General features: G+C 65.1%; 16 protein-coding genes. 7 read left to right on the top strand and 9 right to left on the bottom strand.

Going from position 1 to position 18,458, the window contains the following annotated elements; translation table 11 throughout:
• Window positions 1–96: 96 nt before the first annotated feature.
• Complete coding sequence (locus tag CLU91_RS19395; protein WP_100875446.1) at window positions 97–657, bottom strand: flavin reductase family protein; 561 nt, start codon at window positions 655–657, stop codon at window positions 97–99.
• A 174-nt stretch (window positions 658–831) separates the two neighbouring features.
• On the opposite strand from CLU91_RS19395, the gene CLU91_RS19390 reads away from it, so the two are divergent.
• Both CLU91_RS19390 and CLU91_RS19385 read left to right on the top strand, forming a co-directional pair.
• A complete protein-coding gene (locus CLU91_RS19390) occupies window positions 832–1,461 on the top strand; it encodes a head GIN domain-containing protein (protein WP_100875445.1) in 630 nt (209 codons plus the stop codon).
• 42 nt (window positions 1,462–1,503) lie between these two features.
• A complete protein-coding gene (locus CLU91_RS19385) occupies window positions 1,504–2,301 on the top strand; it encodes an enoyl-CoA hydratase (RefSeq protein ID WP_100875444.1) in 798 nt (265 codons plus the stop codon).
• A 6-nt stretch (window positions 2,302–2,307) separates the two neighbouring features.
• Here the strand turns inward: CLU91_RS19385 and CLU91_RS19380 are convergent, their stop codons facing one another.
• From CLU91_RS19380 to CLU91_RS28280, 5 genes are all read right to left on the bottom strand, one after another.
• The gene (locus tag CLU91_RS19380) at window positions 2,308–3,045 is read right to left on the bottom strand and encodes an AIM24 family protein (RefSeq protein ID WP_100875443.1); all 738 of its coding nucleotides are present in this window, start codon (window positions 3,043–3,045) and stop codon (window positions 2,308–2,310) included.
• A 3-nt stretch (window positions 3,046–3,048) separates the two neighbouring features.
• Entirely contained in the window at window positions 3,049–3,690 is a 642-nt protein-coding gene (locus tag CLU91_RS19375; protein WP_099389936.1) for an AIM24 family protein, read from the bottom strand.
• 17 nt (window positions 3,691–3,707) lie between these two features.
• The gene (locus CLU91_RS19370; protein WP_100875442.1) at window positions 3,708–4,361 is read right to left on the bottom strand and encodes an AIM24 family protein; all 654 of its coding nucleotides are present in this window, start codon (window positions 4,359–4,361) and stop codon (window positions 3,708–3,710) included.
• Between the two features lie 121 nt (window positions 4,362–4,482).
• Window positions 4,483–7,644 (bottom strand): S8 family serine peptidase, encoded by a 3,162-nt coding sequence (locus CLU91_RS19365; RefSeq protein ID WP_100875441.1) that lies wholly within the window; start codon window positions 7,642–7,644, stop codon window positions 4,483–4,485.
• 1 nt (window position 7,645) lies between these two features.
• Window positions 7,646–8,461, bottom strand: a complete 816-nt coding sequence (locus CLU91_RS28280) for an NF038120 family PEP-CTERM protein (RefSeq protein WP_198521365.1) — start codon at window positions 8,459–8,461, stop codon at window positions 7,646–7,648.
• A gap of 435 nt (window positions 8,462–8,896) precedes the next feature.
• On the opposite strand from CLU91_RS28280, the gene CLU91_RS19355 reads away from it, so the two are divergent.
• Together CLU91_RS19355 and CLU91_RS19350 are read left to right on the top strand one after the other, a co-directional pair.
• Window positions 8,897–9,805 (top strand): histidine kinase, encoded by a 909-nt coding sequence (locus CLU91_RS19355; protein WP_157814737.1) that lies wholly within the window; start codon window positions 8,897–8,899, stop codon window positions 9,803–9,805.
• A complete protein-coding gene (locus CLU91_RS19350) occupies window positions 9,802–10,476 on the top strand; it encodes a response regulator (protein WP_232730802.1) in 675 nt (224 codons plus the stop codon). The genes CLU91_RS19355 and CLU91_RS19350 overlap by 4 nt, the downstream gene beginning before the upstream one ends.
• A 128-nt stretch (window positions 10,477–10,604) precedes the next feature.
• On the opposite strand, the gene CLU91_RS19345 is transcribed toward CLU91_RS19350, so the two are convergent.
• On the bottom strand, window positions 10,605–13,097 hold the full coding sequence (locus tag CLU91_RS19345; protein WP_100875439.1) for a TonB-dependent receptor: 2,493 nt from the start codon (window positions 13,095–13,097) through the stop codon (window positions 10,605–10,607).
• Between the two features lie 94 nt (window positions 13,098–13,191).
• Window positions 13,192–13,653, bottom strand: a complete 462-nt coding sequence (locus CLU91_RS19340) for an Lrp/AsnC family transcriptional regulator (protein WP_070217690.1) — start codon at window positions 13,651–13,653, stop codon at window positions 13,192–13,194.
• Window positions 13,654–13,752: 99 nt separating this feature from the next.
• Between CLU91_RS19340 and ilvB the strand changes: the two genes are divergently transcribed.
• Entirely contained in the window at window positions 13,753–15,504 is a 1,752-nt protein-coding gene (gene ilvB, locus CLU91_RS19335; RefSeq protein WP_100875438.1) for a biosynthetic-type acetolactate synthase large subunit, read from the top strand.
• A 22-nt stretch (window positions 15,505–15,526) separates the two neighbouring features.
• Here ilvB and CLU91_RS19330 read toward each other — a convergent pair whose 3' ends face one another.
• Window positions 15,527–16,384 (bottom strand): helix-turn-helix domain-containing protein, encoded by an 858-nt coding sequence (locus tag CLU91_RS19330; RefSeq protein ID WP_232730801.1) that lies wholly within the window; start codon window positions 16,382–16,384, stop codon window positions 15,527–15,529.
• 115 nt (window positions 16,385–16,499) lie between these two features.
• Between CLU91_RS19330 and CLU91_RS19325 the strand changes: the two genes are divergently transcribed.
• Complete coding sequence (locus CLU91_RS19325) at window positions 16,500–17,945, top strand: cytochrome P450 (protein ID WP_100876810.1); 1,446 nt, start codon at window positions 16,500–16,502, stop codon at window positions 17,943–17,945.
• A 109-nt stretch (window positions 17,946–18,054) separates the two neighbouring features.
• On the top strand, window positions 18,055–18,414 hold the full coding sequence (locus CLU91_RS19320) for a nucleotide pyrophosphohydrolase (protein ID WP_100875437.1): 360 nt from the start codon (window positions 18,055–18,057) through the stop codon (window positions 18,412–18,414).
• Window positions 18,415–18,458: the final 44 nt, after the last annotated feature.

Below are 18,458 nucleotides of genomic sequence, written 5' to 3'. Positions count from 1 at the left end.
CGTAGCGAGCGGAAGATAGAGGTGGCTAAGAAGCGCAACCGTACTCAAGTACGGTGAGCATCGCAGGCCGCCTATATCGACGCGCAGTAGGTTTGGTCAGGTGTCTATCTCGGGCTTCATCAGGCTCTTGCGGCTGATGGTCCGCCCCGACACCATGAACTCGCCGTTGCCGCGGTAATGTAACGTTTCCGGCAGCTTGGGCGACGTAGCCACGTGGGCTTTCACGCACTCGAAGATGAAGAAGCCGCCTTTCGGGTTGCCCGACACCTGGGCCAGCTTGCATTCGAAGTTGGCGTAGCACTCGGCGATCAGCGGTGCGCCCACCAGCTCGGCCGGCTGCGGCGTGAGGCCGAAGGCGGTGAACTTGTCCGTGTCTTCGCCGCTGCAATTGCCGATGGCGACCACCTGGTCGACCATGTCGGCCGTGGGCAGGTTGATCACGCATTCCATGCTGCGCTTGATCATTTCATAGCTGTGGTTCGCATCGGAAATGAAGCAGCCCAGCAAGGATGGTGTGAACTCCATCAACATGTGCCAGGCCATGGTCATGACGTCGCTCTCGCCCTGCCACGTGGAACTGACCAGTACCACGGGCCCCGGTTCGAGGAAGCGGCGGATATCGGCGACGGGATAATCTTCTTTGTGGTAATTTTTCATGCAGGCTCCAGGACGCGGTACGCCACAGCATAGCCCAACGGCGCCTTGCCGGGCGCGCGGCTGGCCGGCGGCGGCTGTCATCCGCGCCGCGATTTGTGCCGTTCATCGCAAAGTTCTCCCCAATGGAGATGTTGCACAATAGAATACACTGATCAACTACTCAAGGAAACCGCCATGCGCCCTCTGTTCCTGTTGTCCGTCCTGTCCCTCGCCTGCCTGTCCACCCTCGCGCATGCCGACGAGCAAACCCGCACGGTAGCCGCCTTCAACGCCATCGACATCCGCGGCCCCATCAGCATCGAAGTGGAATCGGGCAAGGAACAAAGCCTGCTGCTGCGCGGCGACCAGAAATTCCTCAGCGGCGTCATCACGGAAGTGGTCGATGGCGAGCTGAAAATTTCCATGAAGGATAAAGATATCAAGAAGACCGAGGGCGACCCGCGCGTCATCATCACCATGCCCACCTTGCGCAAGCTGATCGCGGAAGGCGCGGGCGAGAAGATCTTGACCAAGCTCAATGGTCCAAGAGTCGACATCAGCTACAAGGGCGCGGGCCGCCTGGCCGCCGATGGCCAGGTCGACTGGCTGCGCCTGAAGGCGCAAGGCGTGGGCGAAGTCGATACGAAAGCCTTGCTGGCGAAAAACGTCGACGTCAATTTCGACGGCATCGGCTCCGTCAAAGTGTATTCCTCGGGCGAACTGAACGCCGTGGTGCGCGGCATGGGCGAACTGATCTATTACGGCAAGCCGAAGATCGTGCACAAGTCGATCGCCGGTATCGGCAGCGTCAATGCCGCCAAATAAGATTTCCTAGAACAACAAGGCCATCAGGCCACTGGAGACCGCATGACCGCAACACATGACCCGCAAGCACCGCTGGTGCTGCGCGAGGACGAGGCTGGCCTCGTCACCCTGCGCCTGAACCGTCCGCTGCAATTCAATGCCCTGTCGGAAGCCATGCTGGGCGCGCTGCAAGAGGCGTTCGATGCCATCGCGCAGCAGCCGCACGTGCGTTGCGTGGTGCTGGCCGCCGAAGGCAAAGCCTTTTGCGCGGGCCACGATTTGCGCCAGATGCAGGCTACGCGCCAGCTTGATTATTATCAGACCCTATTCGCGCAATGCTCGCGCGTGATGCAAGCCATTCAAACCTTGCCCGTACCCGTGATTGCCCGCGTGCATGGCATCGCCACGGCGGCCGGCTGCCAGCTGGTCGCCAGCTGCGACCTGGCCGTGGCGGGCGCGTCCGCGCGCTTTGCCGTCTCCGGCATCAACGTGGGCCTGTTTTGCGCCACGCCGTCGGTGGCCCTGTCGCGCAACGTCTCGCCCAAGCGGGCCTTCGACATGCTGGTGACGGGCCGCTTCATCGACGCCGACACGGCCGCCGACTGGGGCCTGATCAACGAAACGGTGGCCGACGCGGCACTCGACGAGGCCGTGGCGCGCCTGGCGCAGCAGATCATGGCGAAAAGCCCGACGGCCATCCGCTACGGCAAGCAAATGTTCTACCGACAGCGCCAGCTGCCGCTGGACGAGGCGTATGCGTATGCGGGCGACGTGATGGCTCGCAACATGATGGAAGAGGATGCGGACGAAGGCGTCACCGCCTTCCTGGAAAAGCGGCCGCCCAACTGGGCGCGGCCGTAATATAACTTAACGCTCCTGCTTCATCTGCTGCTGCACGGACAAGCTCAAGGTCCCCAGGTCTTCCTTGCCCAGCAGCGGCAATTGCGCCAGCAGGTTGGCCAAGGCCGAGCTGCCCGTCACGTCCAGCTCGGACGACTGCACCAGCACCGTGCCGGCGCCCGTGAAGTCGATCTGCTTTTCCTCGCCCGACAGGCTAAAACCCGTGAGCGCGCCGGCGGCCGAGGCCCAGCCCTGCACGTGGGCGTAATCGTAGTGATACGAGGGACTGGGGCAATCGGCCCAGCCCAGCACGGCCTGCTCGTCCACGCGGCACGGCAGTTCCAGGAAATGCACGGGACCGTTCGACGAGGCGATCACTTTACCCGTGCCGATCATGGTCAGATAACCGGGCAAGGTCGATTCCTGGCAAATCACATCCTTGGTAAAACCCAGCAGGTTTTTCGCGCGGATGGTCATGTTGGCGTTGTCCAGGTCGTAGCACGCCAGGTCGTTGCCGTTGTCACCCAGGATCAATTGGCCCTGGCCTTGCGCCACGACAAAATGGTGCACGTACTTGGGCGCATTGAAGGCATTGCGCACGATCAGGTCGAGCACGCTGCTGCCCATGGCTTCGAAGCGCAGCTCGCCATAGAAGGCGATCATCTTGCCCTTGCGAATGAAGATCTGTTCCTTGACGTCGATGACATACGAAAAACGGTTCAGGTTATCGTTCTTCGGCAAGGTATCGGGATTGTAAATCGTCATGGCTTACCTTTCGCTCGCTTGGATGTAGACCGTGCCCTGGCCCGTAAACTTCACCTGGTACGATTCGCCGGACGCCTGGCCGACGAAGGTTTTCCAGTTCAAGTCCGTGACGATGGTCGAGCTCAGCTGCCCCGTGTGGCCGATATACGCTTGCGGGTCGACAAACACGGGTACGTCCGGCGTGACGGGCAAGCCGATGGCGTTACCATCCGACAAAATCGCCACTTCGCCCGTGCCTTGCAAGGTGGTGGTGAACAGCCCCTGGCCGGAAGCCATGCCGCGCACCACGCCCTGCACGCCGCCCTGGTTGCCAAGGAACATGGTGCCGGCCGTCAGGCGCGCATCGAAGGCCAGCAGGGAATCGCTTTCCACATAAAAAGTTTCGCCGCGCACGGGGACGATGGTGACGAACAGGCCGCCCTGGGCGTAAAACACGCTGCCCGTGCCACGCGCCGACATCATGGCGTAGCCTTCGTTCGTGACGGCGCGCATGGCCAGGCTTTGCACGCCCTGGCCGGCCAGGAAGGAGCGGCTGAACGCCACGTCGCCCTGGTAAGACACCATGGCGCCCTTGCGGGCGAACACTTCTTCATTGCCGAGTTTGACCTCAAGCATCTTTTCATTGATCTGCTGATAGACAGGCATCGCGGGTCCTCGCTGACTTAACGTTCGGCGGGCTGGATGAACACCACGCCCTGGCCTGTGAATTTGTGCTGGTACGATTCGCCCGAGCTCTGGCCGATCATCGTGCGCCAGTTGACATCAAAAACGAATTCCTGGCGGATATCGCCCTTGAAGCCGACGAAGGCGTCCGGGTCCACGCGCAGCGGGTGCGCCGGCGTCACTTCCAGCATGATCAGGTTGCCGCGCGAAATGACGGCCAGGTTGCCGTGGCCTTCGACGGTGGTGGAAAACAGGCCCTGGCCCGAGCTGGCGCCGCGCAAGCCGGCAAAGCTGGTGCCCGTCTTCAGGCCCGTGTCATAGGCCAGCAGGCTGCTGCTTTCAATGGTCAGCTTTTCGCCGGCCAGCGCCATGACGGTGATCTCGGCCGCATTCTGCGCGAAAAACACCGTGCCGCTGCCTGCAGCCTGCATCAGCTGCATGCCTTCGTTCGTCACCTTGCGCTTGAGCGCGCCGAAGATGCCCTCGCCGCCCAGCAAGGATTTTTCAAATTTGATGGCGCCCGTATAGGCGACCATGGCGCCGGCAATCGCCAGCACTTTTTCATCCTGCAGGCGCACTTCCAGCAGGCGGTCGGTATTGGTGCGGAAACTGGTCACGCGCGACTCCCCAAGAATGCCAGGCCACAAAGCCATGGCTATCCGACAAGATACCGTTGGCTTTACCGCCATGCAAGTGCTATTCCTCCCGAACGGGGGGGGCCTGAATAAAAAAAGCGTGCCCGGAGGCACGCCTTGCATTCACGCAAAGAACGGTTTAGTCAGCCAGCACCGGCCTGGCGCCGCGCGCGTTCTGGAACAGCGGCACGGGATCATTGGTATTGACCTCGACCACCGTCACGCCCTGCACCACGCCGCCCACCTGGTAGCCGACGGCGCCCAGGTGGCGCTTGCCTTCGGCCAGGTTGGACCAGCTCAGCGAGACGGTTGCCGTGCCGCCCGTGTAGGCCGTGCCCGGCATCAGCGCCTTGAAGCCGCCATTCGACAGGCCCGGCGCCAGCACCCACGACGACAAGCTGTAGTCGGCCTGGCCGTTTTGCGGCGCAAAGCCGATCACGCACACCTTGTAGGTGCCGGCGGCGGGCAGGCGCAGTTCCACCTGCTCATTGGAACTTTCATTGCCGCTGCTGCCGACCAGCACATTGGCGGCGTTGTAGACCTCCATGTCCATGTCGGTATTCGCGCCGCCCGTCGTTTCCGAATCGTAGGTGGCAAAGCGCGCCGCCAGGGTGCCGGCCGGTATCACCACGCTGTGCACGTTCACGCCCGTGGCGCCGCCAGCCTTGCAGCTGGCCGAAGCCGTGCTGTTGTTGGCCTGGCCTACCGTGCGCGTCTCGCGCACGGCTTCGACGAGACCCGACTTGACGCCCACCAGCGCGCCCGTGAAGCCCGTGCCCAGGGTCAGCACCTTGCTGCCCGTGGCCGCTTCGCTGCTGACCAGTGGAATGGCGGCCAGCGCGGTGCCGCGCGCCGTCAGCGGGCTGCGCACCGTATGCGTGCCATCCGTCCAGCTCAGGGCGCCGTAGGTCCAGGTATTGGCCGGCGCCGTGGTGCGCGTCAGCCTGACCTGGTACTGGCCCCTGGCACCCGGCGCCAGGCTCAGGCTCGTTGGCGTCACCGCCACCGTATAGCCTGGCAGGCTGGCCGAGACATTGTAGACGGCGCTGCCGGCGCCCACGTTGGTCACCGTGCGCGTCAGCACTTGCGTGCCCAGCACGTTGGCCGCCGTCAGCGACGCCAGGTTCAGGTTATAGGCCGGGATGGTGCCGATGGCCTGGCACGTGGCGGCCGTGTAGACCTTCAGGTTCAGGCCGCACAGGAAGCGCGCATAGTCGATTTCCGACATATCGTACACGAGGCCCGGATCGGCCGCGCTGTTCGGCGCGATGTGGCCGGCACCCTGGCCCCACGGCAGCTGGCCCGAGGTCTTTGCCGTGGCATCCCACGACACGGAACCGTTCAAGCCATCCGGATACGTGCTGAAGGCCGTCGTCATCAGCGCCGACTTGATGGCCGCGGGCGACCAGTCCGGGTGCTGCTGCTTGAGCAGCGCCGCCACGCCGGCCACGTGCGGGCTGGCCATCGAGGTGCCGGAATAGAAATCCCATTCCGCCGACGGTGCCACGCCACCGGCCGCCACGGCATCGCGCTGCGCCGGGGTCAGGTCGGCCGTCACGCCGGCCAGCACGTTGGTGCCGGGCGCCGACAGGTCGGGTTTCAGGATGTTCGCGTTGGCCACGTTCGGCCCGCGCGAGGAACGGTCGCTGACGATCGGCGCCTGCACCGTGGTGTCGGGGATCGTATGGATTTCACCCAGCGCCGCCGTGCCATCGGGGTTTGCGGCCATGAAAGCCTTCAGCGCGTCGCCCTGAGCCTGCGCCAGGTGCACGGTCGACAGCGCGTGCGCCTGGTTGATGATGGTGTTGGCGCCGCCGGCCACGTTGGCGATGATCACGCCCGCCGCGCCCGCCGTTTTGGCATTCGCGCTCTTGTTGACCAGCACGTTGCCGCCACGGTCGCACACGAGTATTTTGCCCGCCACTTTCGCCGGATCGAGATACGCCGAGGTGGCATCGGCCCCGCCGAAGCAGCGCAGCAAATTGAGGTCCGTCGGCAGCACGCCGGCCAGGCCCGCGTCGCGCGACTGGATCAGCGGCAGCGCCGGCGTATTCGCATTGCTCGATGCGCCTTCCAGTTTCGTGCCATTGCTGAGGATGGCGTTGGCCGCATACAGGCGGTTATGGGTTGAATTGGCGACCGTTGCCAGCCACGGGCTGATGTGCGACACGGGCGCCGGCACATCGGGTGCGGGCGTGGCCGGGCCGGAGTTGCCGCCCGACGTAGCGACGAACACGCCGGCCGCCGCCGCGCCGAGGAAGGCCACTTCCGTCGGTTCGTCGAAGGCGCCGCCGCCCGCGTTCGGGCCGATGGAGAAGTTGATGACGTTGACGCCATCCTTGACCGCCTGGTCGATGGCGGCCACGCTGTCGGCCGTGGCGCAGCCGTTGCGGCCCGTCGAGGCGGCCGTCCAGCACACTTTATAGGCGGCGATGCGCGCGCGCGGCGCCATGCCCGACGCCTTGCCCAGCGAGGCGCCGTTCGATGTAGCCAGGGCGCCATTGTTGCCGCCAGCCGTGGACGCCGTGTGCGTGCCATGGCCGCCGTGCCCCGTCAGCCCGGCGACGGAATCGCGCGGCGACAGAAATTCCGTCCAGTGCAGGGCCGATGTGGCGGCGCGGTAGTAGCGCGCGCCGATCAGCTTGTTGTTGCAATTTTCGGCGGAAAATCCCTCGCCCGTCTGGCACGTGCCCTGCCAGTTGGCCGGTGGCGCGCCGTACACGACGTTGTTGCCGCTGTGGCTGGGCACGCCGTTCTCGTCGAGGCGGTCGGCAAAGGCCGTGTTCTCGGGCCAGATGCCGCTGTCGACGATGCCGATGATGATGTCTTCACCGGCGTGCGCCTTGCCGCCCAGCTGCTCCCAGATCCCGCCCGGCTTGTCCAGGCCCAGGAAGCTGGGTGTGTAGCTGGTGTCGAGCTGCAGGATGGAGTCGGCGCTGATGCTGGCCACGCCGCTGTTTTTCTTCAGGGCCCGCACTTCATCGTCCGTCAGCAGGGCGGAAAAGCCGTTGAAGACGACGCTGTACTGGTGCGTGATTTGCGCCGCGCTGACGGTGCCGGCCACGGCGGCCTGTTTGGTGTCGAGGTAGCTCAGGTAGGCCTGCACATCGGCGGCGCCCACGTTGATGCGTGCCCCCGGGGCCGGCTTGGTGGCGGCCAGGCCGGCGACCTGGCCCGTGTAGGTGGCGGCCGGCTTGTCGACCAGTTGCACGATGTAGGAGCGGCGTTCCTGCGCCTGCGCCGCTTGCGCCAGGCTGGCGGCCAGCAGGAGGATACCGAGCGAAACGGGACGTAGTTTCATCTCACGCTCCTTGCACGGTGACAGCGGCGAACTTGCCGCTGCGGCGGCGCGACAGCATGCCGATGGTGCCCAGGCCGGCCAGCATCAGCATGTAGGTCGACGGTTCCGGCACGGCGCTGATATTGATATTGTCGAGCGCGAACTGGCCCTGGTTAAAGGCGGGGAAATCGAGGGAATTGCTGCACGCGCCCGTGTCATTGAAAATGCACGCGTTGAAGGTCAGGCCCGTAAACGCGTAGTTGCCAAAGCCGCTCAGCAGGGAAGCGCTCTGGAAATAGTAATTGCCATCGTTGCCCTGGCCGGGAAACGCCCACGAAGTGCTGATCACCTGGCCGTTGCTGAGGGTGCCGCTCAGCTGCAGCTGGCCCCACTGCATGTTCGGCAAGCCGGAGACGGGGGCGATGAAGGAATAGTCGAAACCGGCCAGGGTGAATGCGCGGTGGTCGGCGCGCGAGAAATTCACGCCGCCATCGTTGAGGATGGCCAGGTAATTGCCGGTGGCGCCCTGCGGGCAGGCGGCGATATCGCACGACGAGTCCACCCGGCCATCGAGGATGGCGCCCACGCCGCTGACGCCGCCGCCGGCCGCCGTGGTCGGGTCGGCCAGGAACAGCAGGTTGTAGCTCGACGTATTGAGCGTCTGGCCGCTTTCATACACGTCGGGGGGCAAATTGTCGAAGGTCAGGACACCGGCCATGGCCGGCGCCGAGGCCAGCACGGACAAGGTGGCCAGCGCGGCAAAGGCGGTTGAACGACCGCGGATAGCGGGCGGATTGACGGTGGCGGGCGATACCCGCGCATGTGATGAACGATTCATTCTATTCCCTTGATTGTTGTGGATAGATAGGTCGGCAGGTCTGGCGCCCGCTTTTAGCTTTTTCACAAAAGTGTCAACAAATATAGCAAATCGCATAAAATAAATATCATATTTTTAATATCATTTATTTATTTTTTATCTAACTCCGCGAAACTTTGTTTTGTTTTATCTATGAAAGCTTGAGGAATCTCAACGTTACATTTGAACAACAATGCATCGCGCGCCTGACGTGCGCGCCAACGGACCGGCCCGACTTCAGATAAGCTCGAAAACCGCGCTTGCCGCGTCGTCCTCACCGTCACATCGCGGTACACCTGTTCCATCCTGGAACACTGCCTGCCCTCTCTGCCCAGCCTGATCGGCCCCTGCTGCCCTTGCACCGATGGCATGAAGCTTGCACAACAAGGGGATCGACCGTGCTCAGGGAGCAGCATCATGGAACACTACCAACTGGCCGGCAGCGGCCGCTCAGGCAAGCGGCCGGCCTGGCGCAGCATCGTGTGCTGCGCGCTGGCGCTGGCTTTTTTCCTGCTGGCCGCCAGGCTGGACCTGGCCGAACGGCTGACGCGCGTCCTCTGGCGCCAGGAGCACTGGCAACTCGATGAATTGGCCCTGAGCCTGCTGCTGCTGGTGCTGGCGCTGGCCGGCTTTGCCGTACGGCGCGAACGCCAGGTGGCGCTGCTGCTGGCGCAAAACCGCGCGCTCACGCAGCGCCTGCTGCGCGCGCAGGAAGAGGAACGCTGCGCGCTGGCGCGCGAGCTGCACGATGAGGTGGGACAAGATTGCACGGCCATCCGCGCCGCCGCCAGCTACATCCTGCGCGCAGGTGCCACCGACCAGGCGAACGTGCAAGCCTGCGCCGCCAGCATCGCCCGCTCCGCGGAAACGCTGCATGCGATGGTGCGCAGCATGCTGCGCCGGCTGCGCCCGCCCGTGCTCGACAGCCTGGGCCTGGAAGCGGCCCTGCAAACACTGTGCGACAGCTGGGCCCAGCAGCACGGCATCGCTTGCCATTTCGCGCCGCATGCCATCCCCGCCGACCTTGACGACGGCATCGCCACGGCCATCTACCGCCTGGTGCAGGAAGGCTTGACGAACGTGGCGCGCCACGCGGGCGCCGACCGGGCCACCGTGGAATTGCGCGCCGATGCGCACGGCTTGCTGCACCTGGCCATCGAAGACAATGGCCAGGGTTTGTGCCAGGACAGGCAGCAGGATCCCGGCTTCGGCATGTTGGGCATGCGCGAAAGAGTCGCCGGCCTGCGCGGCCATATCCGCTGGATCAGTGCGCTGGGCAACGGCTTGCGCATCGAAGTGGCCCTGGCGGCCCGGTGCGCGGCATGAACGCCATGCACAGCGCCCTGCGGCCGATCCGCGTGATGCTGGTGGACGACCACCCGGTGGTGCGCACGGGCTACCGGCGCCTGCTGGAACAGGGCGGCGACATCACCGTCGTGGCCGAGGCGGGCAATGGCGAAACGGCGTATGGCTTGCACCTGGAGCACGCGCCCGACGTGTGTGTCACGGATTTGTCCATGCCCGGCATCGGCGGCCTGGAATTGCTGCGCAAGCTGCTCGCGCGCGACGCCGCTGCCCGCGTGCTGGTGTTTACCATGCACGACACGCCGCAGCTGATCGCGCGCGCGTTTGACGGCGGCGCCTGCGGCTTCGTCAGCAAGCAGGCCGACCCGGAACACCTGGTCGACGCCGTGCGCGCCGCCCACGCGGGCCGGCGCTACCTCGATCCGCACAGCGCACCCGGCGTGCTGCAAGGCACGGCCAGCATGGAAGTGCAGCGCTTGAGCAGCCTGAGCCAGCGCGAATTCGAAATCTTCCGCCTGCTGGCCGAAGGCCGCAGCGCCGCCGACTGCGCCCGCCTGCTGCACGTGAGCAGCAAGACGGTGGCCAACCACCAGACCTGCATCAAGGAAAAGCTCGACGTGCCCGGCCCCGCCGCTTTGGTGCACCTGGCCTTGCGCAACGGCGTCATCGAACACGTTCAGCCGAATGCCTGACCAAACCTACTGCGCGGCGCGCTTTGCGGCCTGCGATGCTCACCGTACTAGAGTACGGTTGCGCTTCTTAGCCACAAATCCCATCCGCTCGCTACGGTTTTGTCAGGCATCTTGAGTGTCAAGAAAACCTAATTAAATACATAGCGCAGGCCCACGTTCACGCTGCGCGGCGCGCCGGCCGCATAAAAGGTCGCGTTGACCATCGGATACTCGCCGTTCACGGCGGGCAGCGGCCGGGCGGCGAAATTGCCGTTGGCGTCGAAAGCCGTGGCGCCCAGCTGGGCCGCCGTCGCATATTTGCGGTCGAACAGGTTATTCACCTGGGCAAATATGCTCAGCTGCGGCGTCAGCTGATATTTCCCATTCAGTTCCACCACGGCATAGCCACCGCTCTTGCCCGACCCCAGATACGACGCCCCGCCCGCCTGGTGCTGGTTGTTTTCATTGCCGCGCGCATACGCGCTGGACACGGCCGTCATGGCCAGGCCTACCGTCCAGTCGCGCCCGCCCTCGTAATCCACGTGCGCTTTGAAAATATGGCTTGGTGTCAAAGGAATGCGCTTGCCCGGCGTGATGACGATATTGCCTTCCAGGCCGGGCGCGTCCGCATCGCTGCTGCTGTTGGCGCTGCCGTTGACCACTTCGCGGCTTTGATACGTCGCCTGCAGCCACGTGTAGTTGACGCCGAAGTCCAGCGCACCGGCCTTGCCGTCCAGCGCCAATTCGGCGCCCTGGTGGCGCGTCTTGCCGAAATTCTTGAAGTAGCCAAAACCGGCCTGGTTGTCGGCGACGAACAGTATATCGTCGTGGTTTTCCGCGCGGAACAGGCCCGCGCTCCAGCGTGCCATCTGGCCAAGCTTGCCGCGCACGCCCGCTTCCCACGTCTTCGTCACCACCTGTTTTAATGGCGGGTCGCCGGCCATGGCGTTGGGCAGGCGGCACGGGTTGTCCGGGTCGGCGCAACCGAGTTCGATGGCCGTCGGCGTGCGGCTGCCTTCGTTGTAGCCAAGGTAAGCACTGGCCCCTCCGGCTGGCGCATAGGCCAGGCCGATGGCGGGGTTGAAGCGGCTGAAACGGTGGTCGCCATCGAGCGAACCGCTGCCGCCACCGGGCGTGATGGCGTCGCGGTTGCGCACCGTGCTGCGGTTGTAGCGGCCGGAAACAGTCAGAGTCAGGTCACGACTGAACGCGATGCTGTCGCTCGCATACACGCTCCAGGTGCGCATGCGCCCGCTCAAGTCGACGCGGTTGTCCACTGGCGTGCCATCGTCATCGATTTGCGTGCCGTCGGCAAAGAATGCGACGGGCGTGATGCTGCGGTCCGGGTTCAGGTAGCCGAACTGGCTGGTCTGGCGAAACGTGGCGTGGCTCGCATCAAAGGCGGCGCCGGCCGTGACGGCATGGCGCGCTCCCGCCACGTCGGCCAGAGCGGTGAACTGGCCCGAAAATCCATAGTTTTCCTGCTCGGTATGGCTGCGGTTGAGCATGCCATTGCATTTTTCAGCCGGTTCATCGTTCAGCAGCACGTTGGCTATGCAGCGCCATTTCGGAAACGGCGTATTGCCTGCATTCGCCCCGCTGGCGGGAAAACCCGTGTAGCCGGCCGCCGTCAGGGCCGCCCGCTCGGCCGCGCCGGGCTGGTAGACGGATTGGTCGAACGACTCGTCGTTCAGGTCGCCATTGAAGGTGTGCGTGTCGATCTTGCGGTAGTAGACATTGCCGGACAAGAGCAAGGCCTCGCTGGCCTGGTGCTTGCCCGTCAGGTTCAGCAGGGTCGACCTGTTTTGCGTCAAGTCGGGCTTGGTGTAGACGCTGCGGTAGTCGCGCGCCAGCAAACGCTGCTCCTGCAAGCCGTTGCCCGTCAGCGCATTGTCCGCGTGGGCCAAGGTGGCGGCAATGTCCGTGCGCGCATCGCTCCAGCCCAGTTTGCCAAACAGCTGGCGCACGTCGGAAGGGGAATCGTCGCGCCAGCCGTCCTCCTTGAAACGGTTGCCCGTCACGTACCAGTGCCAGCCCTGCGCATTGCTGCCGCCATGCTCGAACTCGATGCCGCGCCGTTGATCGGAGCCCAGGCGCGCCTCGATGGCGGTGCCGGGGTTGCTCTTGCCATCCTTGGTCTGCAGGGCCAGCGCGCCACCCAAGGTGTTCAAGCCGAACAGGGGGTTCGCGCCGGGCATCAGGGTCAGCGAAGCGATGGCCATGCGCGGTATCAAGTCCCAGCTGACGACGTCGCCAAACGGCTGGTTCAATCGCATGCCGTCGAGATACACAGAGAGTCCTTGCGGCGTGCCCAGCAGCGGCGAGGCCGTATAGCCGCGATAGCTGACGTCGGGCTGAAACGGATTGTTCTGCACTTCGTTCACGACCACGCTGCCCAGGTTGCGGCGCAGAAAAGCGGATAAGTCCAGCGCGCCGCTGCGCGCGATCTGCTGCGCGCTGGCCGTCTGCACGGGCGCGGCGAACGTGTCGCTCGCCTGCTCCACGGTGGGCAGCGGCATGCTGCCCGTGATGATGACGGTGGGCAAGTCGCCGGCGATGATCGCGCTGGCGTCAGCGGCAAGGTCGGCAGCTTGCGCCTGGCACAGCGCCATGGCCGCGGCGGCGAATAAAGTCAGTTTCATGCGTATCCCCGTTTTATAGTGATTTTTATGTCTGTCCAGTATCGGACAGCCACCGGGGATGGGCTAGGGAAAAACTCCCGCCGTGCAGGCAAATTTATCGTTGCAGTGGCAAGTAACTCTGTTTGAGCTGGCGCAAGACAAAACTCGATTTGCTGTGGCGGATACCGGGAATTTTGTATAAACGCTCGCGCAGCAGCCGTTCATAGTCGCGCGTGTCGCTCACCGCAATGCGCAGGTAGTAATCGTAATCGCCCGAGACAAGGAACGCTTCCAGCACTTCCGGGATCATGGCCAGCGCGTGGCCGAATTCGAACAGGGCCTGGTCGGAATGGTCGTCCAAGGTGACTTGCACGATGACGGTGTCGGCCAGCCCCACCTTGGCCGCGTTGACGTTCACCGTGTAACCCTCGATGACGCCATCGTCTTCCATGCGCTTGATGCGCGCCCAGCATGGCGACGAAGTCAGGCCCACCTTGGCGCTCAGGTCATGCAGGCTGATGCGGGCGTCCTGCTGCAGGGCCGTCAGGATGGCGAGGTCGAATTTATCGAGCTTCATTCTGTCATATCCTTATTTCACAGCAAATTTTGCTGAAATCTGCATTCTATACGAGAAAACCAGCAGCCTTTTCTGCCGGGGCAAGCAGAAAATAGACACATGAAACCCGATCCCGCTCCCCTCCTCGCTCCCGCCCCCGATCTTGCGCCGCGCAACGGCGCCAGCACCCTGATCGACACCCTGCTGGCGCTCGGTGTCGACACCGTCTTCGGCTACCCGGGTGGCGCCGTGCTGCCCCTGTACGACGCGCTGCATGCGCAGCCCCGCTTGCGCCACGTGCTGGTGCGCCACGAACAGGCGGCCGTGCACGCAGCAGAAGGGTATGCGCGCAGCACGGGCCGGCCCGGCGTCGTCTTCGTCACCTCCGGCCCCGGCATGAGCAATACCACCACGGGCTTGCTCGACGCCCTGTGCGATTCGATTCCCCTCATCTGCATCAGCGGCCAGGTGGCCACCACCAGCATCGGCACCAACGCTTTCCAGGAATGCGACGCGCTGGGCATCTCGCGCCCCGTCACCAAGTGGAACCGGCAAATCCGCGCGGCCGAGGAAACGGCGGCCGTCGTGCACGAAGCGTACGCGCAAGCCACGCAGGGGCGGCCCGGTCCCGTGCTGATCGATTTTCCCAAGGATATGCAGCTGGCGCCCGTTGCGGCCAACACGCCGCCGCCATCCGCCGCCGCAGTGGCCGTCCCCCTGCCCGACAGCACTGACCTGGAACGGGCCGCCAGCCTGATCGCAGGCGCGCGCCAGCCCGTGTTCTATGGCGGCGGGGGCCTCATCAATTCCGGCCTCGATGCCTGCGCCGCGTTTCAACAATTAGTGAAACTGGCGGCCGCACCGTGCACCCTGACCCTGCTGGGCCTGGGCGCCTTTCCCGCCTCGCACCCTGCCTTCCTCGGCATGCTGGGCATGCACGGCACGCTGGAAGCGAACCTGGCCATGCACCATGCGGATTTGATCGTCTGCGTGGGCGCCCGCTTCGACGACCGGGTGACGGGCCGCCTCGACGCTTTCTGTCCTGGCGCGAAAATCATCCACGTCGATATCGACCCGGCGTCGATCGGCAAGGTCGTGCGCGCCGACGTGGCCCTGCGCGGCGATTGCGCGCCCGTGCTCACCGCCCTGCTGGCGCAGCTGCGCGGCCGCTTGCTGGCCGACCGCCAGCCGTGGTGGCAGCGCATCGATGGCTGGCGCGCGCAGGACTCGCTGGCGTTCGACGACACGCCGGACGTGATCGCACCGCAGGCGCTGATGCGCCGCTTGCAGGCGGCGCTCGATGGCAAGGACGCCATCGTTTCCACGGACGTGGGCCAGCACCAGATGTGGGCCGCGCAGCACTTGCGCTTCGAGCAGCCGCGCCGCTGGCTCACCTCGGGCGGCGCCGGCACCATGGGTTATGGCTTGCCGGCCGCCATCGGCGCGCAGATCGCCCATCCGGGAAAATGCGTCGTGTGCGTCAGCGGCGACGCGTCGATTTTGATGAATATCCAGGAACTGGCGACGGCCGTGCAGCACCGTTTGCCCGTGAAAGTGGTGCTGTCGAACAATGGCTACATGGGCATGGTGCGCCAGTGGCAGGAACTGCACCACGGCGAGCGCTACAGCCACAGCTACACGGAAGCGCTGCCCGACTTCGTCGCCCTGGCGCGCGCGTTTGGCTGGCAGGCGCAGACGGTAAGCCGGCGCGAGGAACTCGACGCGGCGCTGGCGGCCTGCCTGGCATCGAGCGGCCCCTACTTCCTCGACGTGCGCGTGCATGGCGGGGAAAACTGCTTCCCCATGATGGCGCCGGGCGCGGGCCATCATGAAGTGACCCTGTCCAAGGGCAAGGTGTACAGCGAGCGGTAATCCGGCATCACCACCGGCCGGATTACGCCCAAATCCTGTAGACCCAATAACTTTCATCCTCGCGGCTGGCGCGCGCCAGTTCCGTGGGACTCAGGCCCGTGATGGCGCGCACTTCGCGGCACAGGTGGGCCTGGTCGGCGTAGCCGCCCTCGGCGGCGATATCGGTCCAGGAAGCATTGCCTTGCAGCATGGCTTCTCGCGCGTCGAGAAACGACTGTTCCGCGCGGCGCATGCGGCGCAGGGTGCGCATGGGCTGGCCGGCCCAGGCCTTGATGCGGCGCTCGATATTGCGCGCGCTGCTGGCCAGGCCCGTCGAGGCCGCCTGCACGCCCAGGCGGCGCACCCAGTCCTGGATGGCGCCGGCCGGATGGTCGCCGCCCTTGCGCGCCAGCGCCCAGCGCGGCGCGAGAAAATCCTCCACCAGCCTGACGCGCGCTGCATCGTCGGGCGCGGCCAACACGGCGTCGGACAAGGCCAGCCAGTCCGCGTCGAACAGCGGTGCCAGCGGGCGCACCTGGTCGAACAGGGCCGCCATGTCGATTCCCGTCAGCGCATGCAGAGCGGCCGGATACAGCATCACCATGAACGAGTGCACGGGACCGGGGTTGTAGCTGACCAGCGGATAGCCGCGCGGCCCGCTGAACAGAGCGGGCGGCATGCGCACGTGCAGCAGGTCGGGAGCGGGCGCGGCCGCCTCGACATCGCCCGCGACCGTCCACAGCAGGCAGCACATGGGCGTGGCGGGAAAGCGGTTCAGGCGCTGCGCGGGCGGCAGCGGCGCGCAATGCGTGGTGTCGCGCACGAGGAAGGCGCGCACGCAGGAAGCGAGCGCGGTGCGCGGCGCGATCAAACGGGTCAGGGGCGATGGGGCGGCAGGCATGGCGACGATTGTACCGGCAATTTTTGGCGCCGCGCGCGCTGTCGTATTCGTTCAAGACGCGCGTGCGCAAGCGCGCTACAGTCAGGCCATCGTTCCACGACAACAGGAGCTTGCCATGCCGCCACTCGACCACGTCACCACACCTGCGCCCGCCACCACCCCTGCCCTGCGCCAGATCCGCCAGTTGCCGGGACCATTCGCCTTGCCCATCATCGGCAACGCACTGCAAGTGAGACTGCCGCGCATCCACCGCGACGTGGAAGGCTGGGTACGCCGCTATGGTCCCTTCATGCGCGCCTGGTTTGGCCGTACCCTGGTGCTGGTGGTGGCCGACAGTGAAGCGGTGTCCGCCGTGCTGCGCGACCGCCCGGACGGCTTCCGCCGCCCTCTCAGCAGCTACACGATTTCAGTGGAAATGGGCGGCATCCCCGGCCTGTTCCTGGCCGAGGGCAGCGAGTGGCGCAACCAGCGCCGCATGGTGATGGCCGGCATGGCGCCGGGCGCCATCAAGGCATATTTTCCGAAACTGGTGACGGTGGCGCAGCGCTTGCAGCGGCGCTGGCAGCATGCCGCCACGCAAGGCCAGGCGATCGATCTGGACGGCGACCTGAAACGCTACACGGTCGACATCATCGCCGGCCTGGCCTTCGGCACGCAAGTCAATACGCTCGAATCGGGCGAAGACGTGATCCAGCGCCACCTGGACGCCATTCTGCCGGCCGTGGCGCGGCGCAGCCTGTCGATGCTGCCGTACTGGCGCTATGTCAAGCTGCCCGTCGACCGCCGGCTGGACCGCGACGTGGCGGCCCTTTCCGCCGCCGTGGCCGACCTGGTGCAGCAGGCGCGCACGCGCCTGGCGCTGGACCCCGCGCGCCGCGCACATCCGCCCAATCTGCTCGAAGCCATGATCGCTGCCGCCGACGAAGCCGACAGCGGCGTGAACGACCGCGCCGTGGCCGGCAATGTGCTGACCATGCTGCTGGCCGGCGAAGACACGACGGCCAACACGCTGTCCTGGATGATGTACTTGCTGCAATGCAATCCAAAATGCCTGGCGCGGGCGCGCGAGGAAGTGCGGCGCCTGGCGCCCGACGTGGCGCAGTTCAGCGTGGCGCAAATGGATAGCCTCGACTACCTGGGCGCCTGCGCCAGCGAGGCCATGCGCTTGAAACCGGTGGCGCCCTACATTCCGCTCGAAGCGCTGCGTGACACGGTGGTGGGCGACGTGGCCGTGCCGGCCGGCAGCATGCTGTGGTGCGTGATGCGCCACGACAGCGTGTCCGATGCGCACTTCCCCGACGCGCAAGCGTTCCAGCCCGAACGCTGGCTGGAAGGCGGCGAGGCGAACAACAAGCGCGCCGCCATGCCCTTCGGCGCCGGCTTGCGCACCTGCCCGGGCCGCTACCTGGCCTTGTTGGAAATCAAGATCGCCATGGCCATGCTGCTGGGCAGCTTCGACATCGCCGGCGTCGATACGCCCGATGGCGGCGAGGCGCAGGAACTGATGGGTTTTGTGATGTCGCCCATCGGTTTGACGCTGCGCCTGGCGCGGCCTCAGTGATACCATGGGGGAAGTCCCATTCATTCGACCTCCCCATGACCATCCGCCTGGAATCACCGCAGCAAGCCGATGTGCCGGCCTTCATGAAAAAAACGCTGCAGGTAGCGGCATGAGCGCGCCTGCCGACAGCCTGCTCGACATCCGCGCGCGCCTGCGCGCCTTTGCCGACGAACGCGACTGGGACCAATTCCACACGCCGAAAAACCTGGCCATGGCCCTGTCCGTGGAAGTGGCGGAACTGGTCGAGCACTACCAGTGGCTGCCGACGGGCGCGGACGCCGAACTCGACGATGCCAAGCGCACGGGCATCCGCCACGAGCTGGCCGACGTGCTGATGTATCTGGTGCGCCTGGCCGACAAGAGCGGCGTCGACCTGCATGCTGCCGTGCTGGAAAAGATGGAACTGAACGCACAGAAGTATCCGGCGCAGCAGGTGCGCGGCGACGCGCGCAAATACAGCGAATACTGAGACACTCACGCGTGCGTGGCTGCCGCGCAAAAAGGCGTAGCATC

Source organism: Janthinobacterium sp. 64 (assembly GCF_002813325.1).
Lineage (GTDB): Bacteria > Pseudomonadota > Gammaproteobacteria > Burkholderiales > Burkholderiaceae_D > Janthinobacterium.
The sequence above is the reverse complement of the archived record's forward strand: the minus strand, read 5'-3'. Positions and strand labels throughout refer to the sequence as shown.